At 38.3% G+C, this 13,437-nt stretch carries 16 protein-coding genes and 1 pseudogene; all 17 read right to left on the bottom strand.

Annotation, left to right across the window (positions count from 1 at the left end; all coding sequences use genetic code 11):
• Positions 1-127 precede the first annotated feature (127 nt).
• The 17 genes and pseudogenes from COS96_03055 to xseA all read right to left on the bottom strand — a co-directional run bounded on the left by COS96_03055 (position 128) and on the right by xseA (position 13,335).
• The gene (locus COS96_03055) at positions 128-1,045 is read right to left on the bottom strand and encodes a hypothetical protein (protein PIU43690.1); all 918 of its coding nucleotides are present in this window, start codon (positions 1,043-1,045) and stop codon (positions 128-130) included.
• A 1-nt stretch (position 1,046) separates the two neighbouring features.
• Entirely contained in the window at positions 1,047-1,253 is a 207-nt protein-coding gene (gene hypC, locus COS96_03050) for a HypC/HybG/HupF family hydrogenase formation chaperone (GenBank protein PIU43689.1), read from the bottom strand.
• A 141-nt stretch (positions 1,254-1,394) separates the two neighbouring features.
• A complete protein-coding gene (locus COS96_03045) occupies positions 1,395-2,519 on the bottom strand; it encodes a tRNA 2-thiouridine(34) synthase MnmA (protein ID PIU43688.1) in 1,125 nt (374 codons plus the stop codon).
• A gap of 4 nt (positions 2,520-2,523) precedes the next feature.
• Positions 2,524-4,317, bottom strand: a complete 1,794-nt coding sequence (gene typA / locus COS96_03040; GenBank protein ID PIU43687.1) for a translational GTPase TypA — start codon at positions 4,315-4,317, stop codon at positions 2,524-2,526.
• A gap of 146 nt (positions 4,318-4,463) precedes the next feature.
• Complete coding sequence (locus COS96_03035; protein ID PIU43686.1) at positions 4,464-5,207, bottom strand: hypothetical protein; 744 nt, start codon at positions 5,205-5,207, stop codon at positions 4,464-4,466.
• A gap of 115 nt (positions 5,208-5,322) precedes the next feature.
• On the bottom strand, positions 5,323-5,730 hold the full coding sequence (locus COS96_03030; GenBank protein ID PIU43685.1) for a hypothetical protein: 408 nt from the start codon (positions 5,728-5,730) through the stop codon (positions 5,323-5,325).
• Entirely contained in the window at positions 5,727-5,924 is a 198-nt protein-coding gene (locus COS96_03025; GenBank protein PIU43684.1) for a hypothetical protein, read from the bottom strand. The genes COS96_03030 and COS96_03025 overlap by 4 nt, the downstream gene beginning before the upstream one ends.
• 51 nt (positions 5,925-5,975) lie before the next feature.
• Positions 5,976-6,275 carry a hypothetical protein gene (locus tag COS96_03020; protein PIU43683.1) on the bottom strand — a complete coding sequence of 100 codons (300 nt, stop codon included), beginning with the start codon at positions 6,273-6,275 and terminating at the stop codon, positions 5,976-5,978.
• Positions 6,115-6,648 carry a hypothetical protein gene (locus tag COS96_03015; protein ID PIU43682.1) on the bottom strand — a complete coding sequence of 178 codons (534 nt, stop codon included), beginning with the start codon at positions 6,646-6,648 and terminating at the stop codon, positions 6,115-6,117. The genes COS96_03020 and COS96_03015 overlap by 161 nt, the downstream gene beginning before the upstream one ends.
• Positions 6,649-6,680: 32 nt before the next feature.
• A pseudogene (locus tag COS96_03010) lies at positions 6,681-7,888 on the bottom strand (phosphohydrolase).
• Positions 7,889-7,900: 12 nt separating this feature from the next.
• On the bottom strand, positions 7,901-8,269 hold the full coding sequence (locus tag COS96_03005) for a hypothetical protein (GenBank protein PIU43681.1): 369 nt from the start codon (positions 8,267-8,269) through the stop codon (positions 7,901-7,903).
• 8 nt (positions 8,270-8,277) lie between these two features.
• Positions 8,278-8,559: a hypothetical protein gene (locus COS96_03000; protein ID PIU43680.1), complete on the bottom strand. Its 282-nt coding sequence runs from the start codon at positions 8,557-8,559 to the stop codon at positions 8,278-8,280.
• Between the two features lie 202 nt (positions 8,560-8,761).
• Positions 8,762-9,397: a hypothetical protein gene (locus COS96_02995; GenBank protein ID PIU43679.1), complete on the bottom strand. Its 636-nt coding sequence runs from the start codon at positions 9,395-9,397 to the stop codon at positions 8,762-8,764.
• Positions 9,398-9,543: 146 nt separating this feature from the next.
• Positions 9,544-9,957: a desulfoferrodoxin gene (locus tag COS96_02990; protein ID PIU43678.1), complete on the bottom strand. Its 414-nt coding sequence runs from the start codon at positions 9,955-9,957 to the stop codon at positions 9,544-9,546.
• A 19-nt stretch (positions 9,958-9,976) separates the two neighbouring features.
• Positions 9,977-11,725, bottom strand: coding sequence for a hypothetical protein (locus tag COS96_02985; GenBank protein PIU43677.1), 1,749 nt, complete (start codon positions 11,723-11,725; stop codon positions 9,977-9,979).
• Positions 11,726-11,825: 100 nt separating this feature from the next.
• A complete protein-coding gene (locus COS96_02980; GenBank protein PIU43676.1) occupies positions 11,826-12,053 on the bottom strand; it encodes a hypothetical protein in 228 nt (75 codons plus the stop codon).
• A 73-nt stretch (positions 12,054-12,126) separates the two neighbouring features.
• The gene (xseA, locus tag COS96_02975; protein PIU43675.1) at positions 12,127-13,335 is read right to left on the bottom strand and encodes an exodeoxyribonuclease VII large subunit; all 1,209 of its coding nucleotides are present in this window, start codon (positions 13,333-13,335) and stop codon (positions 12,127-12,129) included.
• Positions 13,336-13,437: the final 102 nt, after the last annotated feature.

Raw genomic sequence — 13,437 nt, 5'->3', positions numbered from 1 at the left:
AAACCTCCCAGAACTCTTCCGGATTCTTTAATTTTCTGGCCACAGAAACCCAATCGGCAAGGCGGGTAACTGTAAGCGCCGGCCATTTTTAATCCGCGCATAACGAAAAAGTATCAAGTATTAATTATTAAGTATTAAGCGCCGTCCTATTATTGATTCGTAAAAATCTTTCCATTCCGATTGCAACAATTACCCCGAGAATTATTAAGATAACGCCGGCTAAGTCTTCAATCTTCAGAGAACCGCCGGACAGCAAAGAAATCAAGCTCGTGATCGGCGCGCCCAGAACAAGGATTGAGGCAGCTAAGTGAGCGGGGATATTTTTAAGTCCGGCGTACCAAGTAACGGTATAGCCGAGAAGGAAAACGCTCGTAATTAATACCCAGCCGATTTGGACAGTTGTTATTCCAGCCAGAAGATTTATTTGTCCGGTAACAACCAAGAAAACCATTATCAAAAGCGAACCAAAAAACATTCTCCCGAAAGCAACAATGTTGGAAGACAGTCTTTCAAGGATTTTTTTGGAAATAACGCTTTCCAAAGACCAAAATAATGTCGCCAACAGGATAAAGAGAGCCCCGATTCCTAAATCATCAAAATTAAAAGAGTAGGCCTTGTTAAGAAAAACATTCCCCAGAAGAAGTAAAAGCGCGCCGATGATAAATTTCTTCTCAATTCTTTCTCTTAAAAGAAAGAAGGCGAAAACAGCGATAAAAAGAAACATTTCCTTATGAATGAAAGCGGCTTGAGTGGCATTAGTCAAAGAAAGACCCTTAAAGAAAAGCAGAAAAGGAATACATCCGCCGATCAGACCGATAAAGGACAGGGCCAGCCAATCTCTTTTCTCCAGCTTTCTTAATTCCTTCATTTTTCCGAGAGCCAAAAGCAGGGAAAAAAGAAAAACCGCCACTAGTGTGTTTTTTAGGCCGGTGAAAATATAGGGATTTATAACGCTCACTCCGAATTTGTTTATAAAAATAGAAAAACCGGAAATGAAAGCTGTCGCCAAAACCAATAAAATTCCTTTGTCTTTTACTGTGAGCATATTATTTGTTGTGTAATTTCAAAACTTCTTTGGCTTGTTTTGCCGAAACTTTGTTTATGGCTACGTCTTGGTAAGTGAGCAGATAATCCCCTTTTTTAACCTTTTCGGTCAAAGAAGAAACGTTCACCCAGTGAGAGTGGCCGTTCTGCTCAATCTTAGCCGTATCCCCTTTTATTAAGATGACTTTTCCCGGGACTCCAATGCACATATATTTGAATTGCTGAATTCAAAATAAATTTCAAAATCCAAATTCCAAATTCCAAATAAATTTTAAATTTTAAATTCCAAACCTAAATTATAAATTACGACTGATAAGCAGACATTAGCATTTTTTTCAATTTTTTCAAAATTACTCGATTGTTCCGCCACCGAGAAGTTCGTTTTTCAGGTAGAAGACGGCGGATTGGCCGGGGGTAACAGCGCGCTGGGATTTATCAACTTGTAACCTATAATTTGAAACTTGGAACTTTGAAATAATGGCCTTGACCGGCTTACTTCTGTATCTTATCTTCAACTCTATTTTTAAGGGCAGTTTCGGTTCTTTACCGGAAATCCAGTTTACATTTTTAACAATGATCTCCCTCCTATTTAAATCCTTTTCGTTTTTAGAAACAATGAGGAGATTTTTTTTAATATTTTTATCTATGACGAAATAAGGTCCGCCGGAAAGCCTGATCCCCTTTCTTTGCCCGATAGTATAAAGACAAAGACCCTGATGCCTGCCCGCATTGCTACGCTTCGCTTGTAAAGCGTTGCAGGCAGGCCTGCCTAAGAATTCTCCTTTTTCATCAATAATATCTCCCGGCCTCGGCTTAATATAGCGCTTTAAAAAATCTTCTGTTTTTTCCCGCAGCTTGCGGGATCCCGCTACGGCGGGGTCATGGATAAAACAAATCTCCTGCGATTCCGGAGTTTCTGCCGTCGGCAGTTTTAATTCTTTAGCCATTTTCCTTACCTCTGTCTTTGTATAATCGCCGACAGGAAATAAAACATGCTTCAATTGTTTTTGATTTAAACGCCAAAGAAAATAGCTCTGGTCTTTCTCTCCATCCCTTCCCTTCAACAATTTGTATTTTATGTTTGGGATTTCCCGCCCGAGGCGGACATAGTGTCCTGTGGCCAGAAAATCAGCGCCGAGAGTCCGCGTTTTGTCCAAAAGCAGGCCGAATTTTATTTCCTTGTTGCAATGGACGCAAGGGTTGGGAGTTCTGCCGGCTTTGTATTCTTTTAAAAAAGAGTCAACTATTTTTTTCTTGAATTCTTTTTTGAGATTGATGACGTGGAAAGGAATTTTAAGAAGTTTAGCCGTTTCCCTCGCTCGAGATTCGGCCGGAGAGTCGCATTGTGGCTCTTTCCAGAGTTTCATAAAGACCCCCATCACATTGTAGCCACTTTTTTGAAGAAGAGCGACCGCGACAGAGCTGTCAACTCCGCCTGACATCGCCACAGCGATTTTTTTCCTATCCTTGATCATATTTTTACTCTGATTGTCTTTTTATCTTAGCGCGATCTTGCTTGGTGAGAAATTGTTTGCGGAGCCGGACATTCTTAGGGGTAACTTCCAGATATTCGTCTTCAGTCATAACCTCAAGCCCTCTTTCAATGGTTAATTCCATAGGCGGAACGAGATTGATGGCGTCGTCGGAGTAAGCAGCTCGAACATTGGTTAAATGTTTCCCCTTGGTTGGGTTAACAGCCATTTCTTCGCCCTTAGATGTGTTTCCTATTACCATTCCGGTATAAACTTGTGTTCCCGGACCAATGTAGAGCACTCCTCTTTCTTGTAGGCACCAAAGCGCGTAGCTAAGGGCTTTTCCGTCAGCCATGGAGGCCATAGAGCCGACATTGCGCTTGCGTATTTCTCCGGCGTAAGGCCTAAAGCCTAAAACGCGTGAAGAAAGGATGCCGTTTCCTTTTGTGTCTATGATGAATTGATTTTTATACCCCAATAGTCCTCGCGTCGGACCTTCAAGGGTCAGGCGGACGGTTTCTATATTGTCAGTCAAATCCATCAAAACAAAACTGCGATTTCCCAGCCGTTCAATAACAGAGCCCTTATATTCGCTGGGAACATCGACAATCACTTCCTCAAACGGTTCCAGTTTCTTTCCGTTTTCTTCTTTGATGATAACTTGCGGTTGGGAAACCTGGACTTCATAGCCGGCTCGGCGCATGTTTTCAAGCAAGATTTCAATGTGGAGTTCTCCCCTTCCGAAAACCTTAAAGCTTTCAGGAGATTCAAAATCAACCCTTAAGCCGACGTTAACTTCCAATTCCCTTCTTAAATAATCGCGCAGTTCACGCGAGGTTACGAATTGGCCTTCCCGTCCGGCAAAAGGAGAATTATTAACCAGAAAATTAAGAGATATTGTTGGTTCATCAATGGTGATGGCCGGCAATGGTTTTGCTTCAGGGTCTGTTGTTATTGTTTCTCCGATATAAATATCAGGCAACCCGGCAACCATAACAATATCGCCGGCGACTGCTTCATTTATTTCTTTTCTTTCCAGTCCTTCAAAGGAAAATATTTTCGTCAGTTTTCCCGCTCGTGTTTCTCCGTCCGGTTTTTTGACGAAAACATTTTTTCCGACAGAGGCGGTTCCTTCATAGATTCTGCCTATGGCTAATCGTCCCATGAAATTGTCGTAGCCGAGATTAAAAGGCTGAAGCATGAGCGTTTTTTTCTCCAGTTCAGGTGAGGATGCCGCCGGAACTTTTTCAAGTATCAGATCAAGGAGAGGGGTCAGATTTTTGGAATCGTCAGCGAGATTTTTTTTGGCGATGCCGTCTCGGCCGATAGCGTAGATAAACGGAAAATTAGCCTGTTCGTCATTGGCTCCCAGTTCAAGGAAGAGTTCCAGAACCTGCTCTTCGCATCTTGCCGGGTCAGCGGCCTGTTTGTCTATTTTGTTGATGACGACAATCGGTTTTAATCCTAATTCAAGAGATTTTTTCAAAACAAAACGGGTCTGTGGCATCGGACCTTCTTGAGCATCAACAACCAGAAGTACGCAATCTATAGAACGTAAAACTCTTTCCACTTCAGAGCCGAAGTCAGCGTGGCCGGGAGTGTCAATGATATTGATTTTTGTCCCCTTATAATAAACAGAGGCATTTTTTGCGTAAATTGTAATACCGCGCTCTTGTTCAAGCGCGTTTGTGTCCATAGAGACTCCTTCTTTGAATGCTCCTGTTTGACGCATCAAGGAATCGGTTAAGGCAGTCTTGCCATGGTCAACGTGAGCAATGATAGCTATGTTTCTAATTTCCATAAAAGAATAATAACACAAATTCCCCTTTTTTCAAATTTTGGACCAATTTTTAAGGAGCTTAGCTCATTTATTTATATTTAGATTGTGTAGTTATGTAGATGTCGGACATCTACGGGCGGGAACATCTGCGGGCGGGAAAATTGTAATTATAACTGAAAAAGTTCTCGGTGTTTTATTTCGTCTATTATTTTTTGAATCATTCGATCGTAAGAATAAGCAGGGAGGTTTAATTTTTTCAATTTTGATAAATCTTCTTTGACGACAGGCAATGTGTCGTGCTTATCTGCTACCTCTACGGTTATTCCGAAAGGAGCCAGTATATCTTTAGCGGTGTCATATCTGGATTTCAAATCTTCAACAGCAACAAGTATGATTTCATTCCATAATTTTTTTTGGATTGAAACATCTATGACTTCGCAAATGTGTCCCAAATAACTTGGCTGAAATTTCCGCGAAGTATCGTAAACAGCCGGCGTTCCTTGATCTAAATTTTTTAATAATCTGCTAAACGGCCTGTCGTTTGTCGTGTTAGGGCTAAACCATAAAATTACCGACGGACGCAGTATCAAGTAACCTTCTTTAGTTTTTGCAATTATTTTTTCCGATTCTTTTTTGGTATTCGCGTAAACATTCATGGGCCGGATTGCTTCAAATGAAGAAATATATATGAGCTTCGCATTAATTGAGTTTGTGGCGCTTACGATATATTCTGTCGCTTTTTGATTTAATTTTATGGCTTTTTCCGGATTCGCTTCGCACCATCTGGCATCGGCGTTGTTCGCGACATGAATAATGATTTCCGGCCGTTGCTCGCCGATTAACTTGGACACCTCTGCTTCTTGAGTTATGTCTAAATACAAGAAACGGTCGGATAGTTTTATCGGAATAATATGTTCCCGCGGTTTCGTATTTTTTCTGCAATTCTAAATATATTCTCGCGCCGACATAACTATCTGCCCCAATTATCAAAATCTTCATATCTTTATTTTGTCTTTGATTTATTTTTTACTTTTTAGAAAAATTTCTACGGTTTAAATCAATTTCTCCTTTCAACAAATCAAATCTGACGATAAAAATATCAAAGAAGCCAATTTGTCCAACCACTCCATAGCTGAGCTGGGCAATGTTCGGAAGAAAACCGGCTTTAATTTCGTAAGGCCATCCGCCGATTTTTATTATTATGTCGTGAACGTAATACGGCTGAATGACTCCGGTTATGCCCGCCACCTCTTCCTTTTTCCCGTCTTTAATTTCAATGCCCAATAACTCCCCTATTTGAGCGTCAAAAATACAAAAATCCGCCCCCGAATCCACGAGAACCTCGTAAGAAATAGAGCGGTCTTTATATGAAAGTTCAACGGGTATTACCGGACGCACGGCCCTAGTCCCATATTTTTTGTAGCTGAATTTCATAAGCCAAAACCAACGTATTCAACAAGTTTTTTGGGAATGTGAGCGAGAATTGGCTTTTGATAACCCTTTTTCTGAGCGTCAAAGAAAACTTGTTTGGCGGTTTTTCCGCTTGCTATAACAGTCTTTTCGTCATCCTTGAGCGCAATCCAAAGCCCTTTATATTTTTTGTATATTTTTGTCCAATCTATTGCCATATATTTATATATACCACATTCCCTTTTTTAAAAAATCTTTTTGGGGAAAATTTAGATAAATTGGTGGATTTTGGAGAGGGAGCTGGCTTGTTTCCATGAAACCTTTCTCAATTCTTCGTTGAATTTTCCATCAAAACCCGGGACAATAATTCCTTTGCCCGTAGTTTTGAAAACATCAATGTCGTTCTCGCTATCCCCGACAAAAATAATTTCCTCCATGGCGATGCCGATTTTTTTGGATAATTCCTTGAGCTGTTCCAGTTTTATTTTTTCCCTGATTTTCTCTGTAAAAAATCTTTGAGAGAATTCCTTTTTCATCAAACTCAAAATGCGAATTGGCGTAAAATCCATCAAACTTAAGCTTTTCAGCGACTGATTCAATAAGAATATCAATGGAACCGGAAATGAGATACATCAAGTATCTTTTTTTCTTTAGACAGGAAACCAATTCCTCGGCGCCTGCCCTAATTTTTCTCTCATCGGCTATTTTTCTAATAAATTTTTTATTAGCATTTCCACTTTCTTTCCACATTTTAACAAAATCTTTTTCTGCTTCCCTGAAAGAAATTTCTCCTCTTTTGGCTTTTTCGTAAATAAAAACCGCCCTTTCTCGGGAACAGCCAAGTCCTTCTGTTATTATCTGCCAAGAACTGCCCCCAACCAAGGTATCATCAACATCAAAACAAATAAGTTTAATGTCTTTTGCGTTTTTCTTTTTCTCCATAATTTTTAATTGTAATTTAGGGGACTATAATTCTATGGTTGATTTTGGTATTTTGTCGGAATAGCGTAATTTCTCGGGAAAAATAATTCCTTGTACTGGCTATTGAAATACCTGTCAGTCATTGAGGCAAGGTAATCAATAACTATTCTTTCGTCTTCATATTTCTTCCTGTATTCCCTGTTTTTGATATCGTTTAAGTAGTGTTTAAAAATATTTGACTCTTTGTTATTTCTTTTTAAGTCGTCCAGATATTTCCCGAATAAAGAGTAAAAAGATTTCTCAACCTTCGGCTGTTCAATATTTAGTCTGGGGTTGCGGTAAATTTTTTCATAATTAAAAATCATCAGCTCCCTTATTGCTTTAAAAATATTTTCGCTGAAAAATAGGTAATCCTTGTCATAGCCGTTTTTTATCAAGTCGGAAATAAGGGGATCGGTTATTTTGAAATTCGTATTTCCCAGTGTTTTTTGATAAATAAGGGAATTTCCTCTCTTCTTATTATCTTTAATATTATGGCGTCCTCCATGTCTCTTCCCAGATAAGCGATGAAATCGGAAACTTTCATAACGCACCCTTCAAGCGTCATCGGCGAAATTGTTTTAATAAAATCTTTTCTCTCAAAAGAGTTTTTGTATTCTTCCCTGAATTGTTGAAATGTTTTTTTACGTTCCGGGCTATAAACAGAAAATAGCATTTTTCCGTTTTCTCTTTCTTCTAATTTTGTGCCGTGGTGGCATAAAATTCCATCTAGGACCTGAAGCGATAAATTAAGTCCCTTGCCGTCATTTTCTATTTCTTCAAGGAATTTTACGCTCTGGGCGTTATGGCAAAAATATCCTATCTTATTTTCTTGGCATATTTTATTCAAAATTTCTTCGCCATCGTGGCCATAGGGAACGTGGCCTATGTCGTGGCCTAAAGCAATAGCTTCAATCAAATCCTGATTGAGTTTTAAGTGTCTCCCAATCAGTCGGCCTATTTTTGAGACAAGCTGGACGTGCAGGATTCTTCTGGAAATATGGTCGCTTCCAAAAAGCGCAAAAACCTGCGTTTTGCCGATATATCTGGCGTAAGCCAGAGAATTTATTATTTTATGGGTGTCGCAAGAAAAATTAGGCCTGACTCCCCCTTCAAGCGGGTCCGGAGACCTTCTCATTGTTTGACAGCTTTTGCAGGCGAATTTAGAAAATTCTTCTTCTGCTTTTGAAATATCAAAAAATGCCAAAATCCCTTTTTTCATAATTTGAGTTTATCATATCACTCTCTCCAACGTCATGATTTTATATTTACAATCTACGCTTGCCTTATATCCAAATTTAGAAAGGAAGCTGATGCCGACCAACGGCATACTTTCAGATATCAAAACTTGGATGCGGTTTATCGCTCCTTCCATTGCCGCAATCGCAAGAGCTACAGGAACCTCAATGACATCGCCGTTGGCAATTTGTGTTTTAGTAACGCCGACAATCTGAAGGCCAAGCTCTACTGCTATCTTAGGCGTTACCTGTAAGTCACCGGTGAAGCCGGTATCTAAAATGACAAAAGGTGTCTGCACTGATTGTCCCCAAGCAACAACAACTTTTATTAAAGGGATGTTTTCTACAAATACGCCGTTAATCATTTTATGAATTATTTAAAGCCGTCGGTAAATGTTTTCGCCATTGTTTCGGCAACATCAAAACCTATTTTTATTACATAAAAAACTTTATTGGGATGATTTTGTCTTGCCAATTCAAGAGCCTCGGCGCTTGTGCCACCGAGATATGCATCCTTGCTGTCAATATCAATCGCCAAAAATTTGCCTATTTCTTTAGGGTCGTAATTAATTTTTATTTGGTCGTATATTTTAGATCCCTCCTCCGCTATCTTTTGAATATCGGTTTTTTTAATCAGTCCTTCGTTGTTGTCCATAGATTTAAATTTGAAAAGATAAAAAGTTATTGATAAATCATTAATAAGCTATTGATAATTTTAATATAACAACAATTTAAATAAAACACAACTTATTTTTTTCATTTTCATTTCTTTTGGTTTCCGCCATCAATTCTACCAAAAAACGCCACCTTAAGAAACACCTAAGTCAAATTTATTCAACTAATAAAAAAGGAAGGCATTAGATACCTCTCCGTCCATTCCAAACGCTGATTATTTCCCTAGAATCCGCTAAGTGGGCGAATATGATGTCCCAAATCTTGAGCGTGGCTTCGTGTTGGTCCCATCGTTCTTTTGGCATCGCTACTAAGTCCTTGGGAACAATCACATTGTAGCCCTTTGTGTAAGCCGTTCTTAACGTTGTGTCTACACAAACCGAAGTATAAACGCCACAGAGGATTATGTTCTCCGCCCTTATCTTTTTCAATATTTTCTCCAATTCTTCATTAGAGAAAGCGTCGTAGGATTTCTTAATGATTTCAAAATCTCCTTTTTCGGGCCTGATTTTATAGTACTCAAAACCATCTGTTCCCGGGACACATAACTCGAGGGGATTTCCGTCAGCCACTCTTTTTATTTTGGCATTTTCTTCCATGTCAGCCGTATTCTCAATCATTCTTGTAAAAATTATCGGGACATTGGCTTCTCGCGCTTTTTCCAGAAAATTTTTCAATGGACCGATAATTTTTTCAATCGGGCTCATGTCAAATTTCCTGACCTCTGCTATTTTTCCTTCGGGAGAGCAATAATCTTTCTGGATATCAATCACCAGAACAGCTGTTTTCCCCGGATTAATTATTTTCTTCAGTAGTTCCATTTTTTATTTTATACTTTTATGCCCCGCAAAAATTACCTATTCATTTCAAAATTTTTAAACGGCAAATTTTTATTTTATGTTTAAATTATATACATATTTATGTTGTTTGTCAAGAGTTTTGGGTATTTCTATATATTTTATTTTTACTATAAAGTTTTCCAGAGGCCGTGAATATTGCAATAGGCTCTGACCTTAATCTTCCCCATAACTTCAATTTTCTCCATGGCTTCAATTTTATCTGCCTCAATCTTAAATTCAGCTTCCGCTTGAGTCCCGGGGCTTAGAAATTTTCTATAGGTATTGGGGCCGGCGATTACTTCTATCCATTCTATATAATGTTCCTGCTCCATCGGGTGAGGAATTGAGCCGATTTTTATCTTAACGCCTGTTTCTGATTTTTCTATAATCGGTAGGTGCTTCTCTTGGCCGACATCCTCTGTTTTTTCCGCCAAAAGACCCATTGGTTGTCCGCAACAGACTAACTCCCCTTTCCCGCTATGCAAAACCTCAACGATATTTCCGCAAATCGCGCACTTAAAAATTTGTTTTAATTCCGTCATATTTTTTTAGTTTTATTTTTTATTTTTCTTCGTAATGTTCTTTTATTATTTCGTGGGCTGTTTTTACAAGCTCGTCGTATCCTAGTTTTTTATTTAAATTAGTTAAGCTGTCAGGATTTTTAGGGTTTTTAAGGTCTATATTTTGTGCTTCATTTAGATAGACATGATTATCATCAAATCCCAACAATTTCCCTTCTTTTTCAGAAGCATCAGCCTGCTTATTAAAATTATTTTCTTTTTGAAAATCCTTAACTGCTTCAGTAGGATCTCCGTTATAATAAACTATATGTTTGGGTTTTAATTTCGGGTTTTTGCTGAAATAATTTTCCCAATACTCTTTTGCTCTTATGGGCTTTTCGGCCAGTTTAAATCCCGGACAATGAGAATAATTATCCATCAAAAGTTTTTCCATTGCTTCTCTAAAATTTGCGTATTTGATTCCATAAAGTTCTCCTGTTTTTTCAAAGACATTGTGGCCATTTCTTGCGATAGAATCTTCTATACTCGCGATTGCTTCTTTGCAAAAACCAATTTCCCCCAAATCTTTTTCAAGAATTATTAAAAAATTTCTTTGTATTTCTTTCCAATTAGAATGACTTGATTTTTTATATTCCTTGTAAGCCTCCACGACGGGAGATTTTTCGTTGAGTTCCGCCGCCCAATCGCAAAAAGCATTGATTAATTTTTCATCCTTAATCATTGTTCTTGTTTCCTCGCCATCAATAATCTTTTTTTCAGAATGATATCTTGACCCTGTTTCAGAATCAACAAGTGTGTTTTCTGGTAAAAAAACTATGCCTGCGTCTAATAAAATACCGGGGTTGTTTAAATCAGATGGCCAAACAAAAACATCATTCCACCCCGTTTCATGCTGGAGGGATCCAAAATCCTTTTTTTCTCCATTGAAATTAAATTTATATTGAGAGGCAAGAACATCAGAGGGGAAAACAAAGAAAATTTCATTATCTTCTTCTCCGCCGTAATGTCCATTTTCCACTATTTGAGCTCCAAAGTGGACAGCGGTTTTGTCAGCATATTTTGGAGCCACTGCCATATGAAAATTAAGTTTATCGCTTAACTTTTTCTTCGCTTCTTCTTCGTTTTTCGCTTGCATCACCCCCTGATTCTCTAAAAATTTTTTAATCGTTTCCTTGTCTCTGGAAATTAATCCTTCTACGGCTATCGGCGGGAAAAGCGATTTATCAAGTTTTAAAATTTCCTCAAATCCATTATGAAAATCTTTAAAGCCAAGACTGTGGCTACTCCAAACAACGTGATCTCTGAATCCCTGTCTTGTGATGTGGGTTAGGAAATGCGGATTTAATTTGCGCCACAGAGCTATATATTCTTCGGTTGAAATTTCGGCCAATGCTTCCGGCTTCAACAGCTCCCTTTTTTCTTTGTTTGAAAGAGGGAATGTCTCTATTTTTTCATAATATACCTCAAGGATTTTCGGTAATTCTCGCTCAAGGATATTTACTTCCTCTCTAGTTTTTTCTATTAACTTAGAAATTTCCTCAATTTCTTTTTCTGTATTCACCACTTTTTCTTCCTGAAATCCGAAGAGCATTTTCAAACGTGTTTTCACCCCCTTTAATTCTTCATCTAAAATTGAAAGTTCTCTTTCCTCTAATTCTTTCAATGTTTCTGCTCTCCTTCTTAACATCTCTAAATTACCCTCTTTTTGTTTAATTGTTTCGCGGAGAGAAGGTATTTCTGTCTTTGAAAAATCTTTATTATCGTAATTGTTTTTACGCGGATCGCGCAAAAGCTACCTTAATTTTTCAACTTCAGTAGCCGGCTTCTCTTGTTTAATTATTTTCTCCATTACCCCTATTTTTTCTAAATTTCCCATATTTTTTGATTGATTATTTGTTTGTTTCTTCGGCGGATATGTCTTTTTTAATTTCCTCAAATTCATTTTCAACGGCTTTGAGCCTTTCTTTGCTTATTTTAATAAGCGCTACGGCTTCTTTTACCTTTTTTAATCCTTCCTCAACATCAATCTCCCCCTGATTGTCAAACCACTCGGTAATTTCCGAGAGTTTTTTAAGATTGTTATTCAAATTTTTTGTGTCAGTATTTTTTTCCACCATGATCAGTATCAAGTATTTAGTATTAAGTATTAAGCGGCGAGTGTTAACCTTGCTGCTTAATACTTACTACTTGCTACTTGGCTATGTTAATTATTTGTGAGTTGATTTTCCCGTCAGAGACTTGAACATCTATGCCCTCCCCTATTTTAACATTTTTTATACTTCTGACGATTTTATTATTGCATCTGGTGATACTGTAGCCGAGCATTAATTGTCGTTCAGGATCATTAAGTCCGATAATTTTTTCCGCCTGCGTCAATTGTTGGCTGGTTCTTAAAAGCAAAGAGCTGAATCCCGCTAAAGATTTATCAAGCGAACTTCCTAAGCCAATTCTAACATTTAACAAGGCGTTTTTAAAATTTCCAAGAGAGATTTTTAGCCCATTCTCAATTTTTTTGTATTTTTCAAAAATGAAATCGCTATATTTACTGATTATGTTTCTTTCATGCCTTTCCAGCAACAGGGACGCTTGTTTCCATGATTCCGTAAGCATTGTAGTGGCGATACTAGGCGTAGAAACCGCAATATCAGCCACTAAGGCCATAAGAGGAACGTCTTTGTGGTGGCCGATGGCGACAATAACCGGAACAGGAAAGTTTGCTACCTCTCTGACCAACAGTTCATTATTAAAGGCCAGCATTGACTCTAAAGAACCTCCTCCGCGCATAATAACCAAAGCCTCAATGTTTTGTTTTTTGAATGTTCTGATTGAAGATAAAATTTCAGCCGCAGCCGTCTGTCCCTCAACGCGGGAATCAATCATTTTGACTTTAAAGCCGAATTTCCCCAGATTATTGGAAAAATCCGCGATTACCGCTCCGTTTAAGGATGTTATCATTCCGATTCTCTGGATGTAAGCGGGAATTTTCCTTTTCTTTTCCTCGGCGAAAAGGCCCTCTTCGCTAAGTTTCTTTTTTAATCTTTCATATTCTTTTTTCAGCTCCCCTTCTCCGGCATGCTCAATCACTTCAGCCAGAAAAGAAATTCTTCCTGTCGGCGCGTATATTTCAGGATGGCCGGAAGCGATAATTTTCAATCCTTCCCTTAATTCAATTCCGTAGAGTTGGTATTTGTATCTCCAAATTATACAGCTGATGACGCTTTTATCCCCTTCATCTTTCAGGGAAAAATAAACATGGCCGGAGGGGCCGAATTTTACTTCGCTTACTTCTCCGATTATTTTTCCGGTGAATTCCCTCAATCCCTGATTTAAAATTTTGATATAATTAGAAACCGAGATAATTTTTTCATCTTTTTGTTTTTCCTCCATCATCTCTCTCATATTATCTCTTCTTGGTTCTAAATTCAACGTCCATTAAAACAACTGCAGGGCGTTCTTCCCCGTAAACCCAAAAATTTGAAAACTGTGGATAACTCTGCAGGG

This window comes from Candidatus Nealsonbacteria bacterium CG07_land_8_20_14_0_80_39_13 (assembly GCA_002779355.1).
GTDB lineage: Bacteria > Patescibacteriota > Minisyncoccia > Minisyncoccales.
Note: the sequence above shows the minus strand (reverse complement) of the source record. Positions and strands in the feature narration are given on the sequence as shown.

Excerpts from the sequence above, each read along its gene's own strand:
- COS96_03055 (PIU43690.1), bottom strand. The coding sequence starts at position 1,045 with ATGCTCACAGTAAAAGACAAAGGAATTTTATTGGTTTTGGCGACAGCT.
- hypC (PIU43689.1), bottom strand. The coding sequence starts at position 1,253 with ATGTGCATTGGAGTCCCGGGAAAAGTCATCTTAATAAAAGGGGATACG.
- COS96_03045 (PIU43688.1), bottom strand. The coding sequence starts at position 2,519 with ATGATCAAGGATAGGAAAAAAATCGCTGTGGCGATGTCAGGCGGAGTT.
- typA (PIU43687.1), bottom strand. The coding sequence starts at position 4,317 with ATGGAAATTAGAAACATAGCTATCATTGCTCACGTTGACCATGGCAAG.
- COS96_03030 (PIU43685.1), bottom strand. The coding sequence starts at position 5,730 with ATGAAATTCAGCTACAAAAAATATGGGACTAGGGCCGTGCGTCCGGTA.
- COS96_03025 (PIU43684.1), bottom strand. The coding sequence starts at position 5,924 with ATGGCAATAGATTGGACAAAAATATACAAAAAATATAAAGGGCTTTGG.
- COS96_03020 (PIU43683.1), bottom strand. The coding sequence starts at position 6,275 with ATGGATTTTACGCCAATTCGCATTTTGAGTTTGATGAAAAAGGAATTC.
- COS96_03015 (PIU43682.1), bottom strand. The coding sequence starts at position 6,648 with ATGGAGAAAAAGAAAAACGCAAAAGACATTAAACTTATTTGTTTTGAT.
- COS96_03005 (PIU43681.1), bottom strand. The coding sequence starts at position 8,269 with ATGATTAACGGCGTATTTGTAGAAAACATCCCTTTAATAAAAGTTGTT.
- COS96_03000 (PIU43680.1), bottom strand. The coding sequence starts at position 8,559 with ATGGACAACAACGAAGGACTGATTAAAAAAACCGATATTCAAAAGATA.
- COS96_02995 (PIU43679.1), bottom strand. The coding sequence starts at position 9,397 with ATGGAACTACTGAAGAAAATAATTAATCCGGGGAAAACAGCTGTTCTG.
- COS96_02990 (PIU43678.1), bottom strand. The coding sequence starts at position 9,957 with ATGACGGAATTAAAACAAATTTTTAAGTGCGCGATTTGCGGAAATATC.
- COS96_02980 (PIU43676.1), bottom strand. The coding sequence starts at position 12,053 with ATGGTGGAAAAAAATACTGACACAAAAAATTTGAATAACAATCTTAAA.
- xseA (PIU43675.1), bottom strand. The coding sequence starts at position 13,335 with ATGAGAGAGATGATGGAGGAAAAACAAAAAGATGAAAAAATTATCTCG.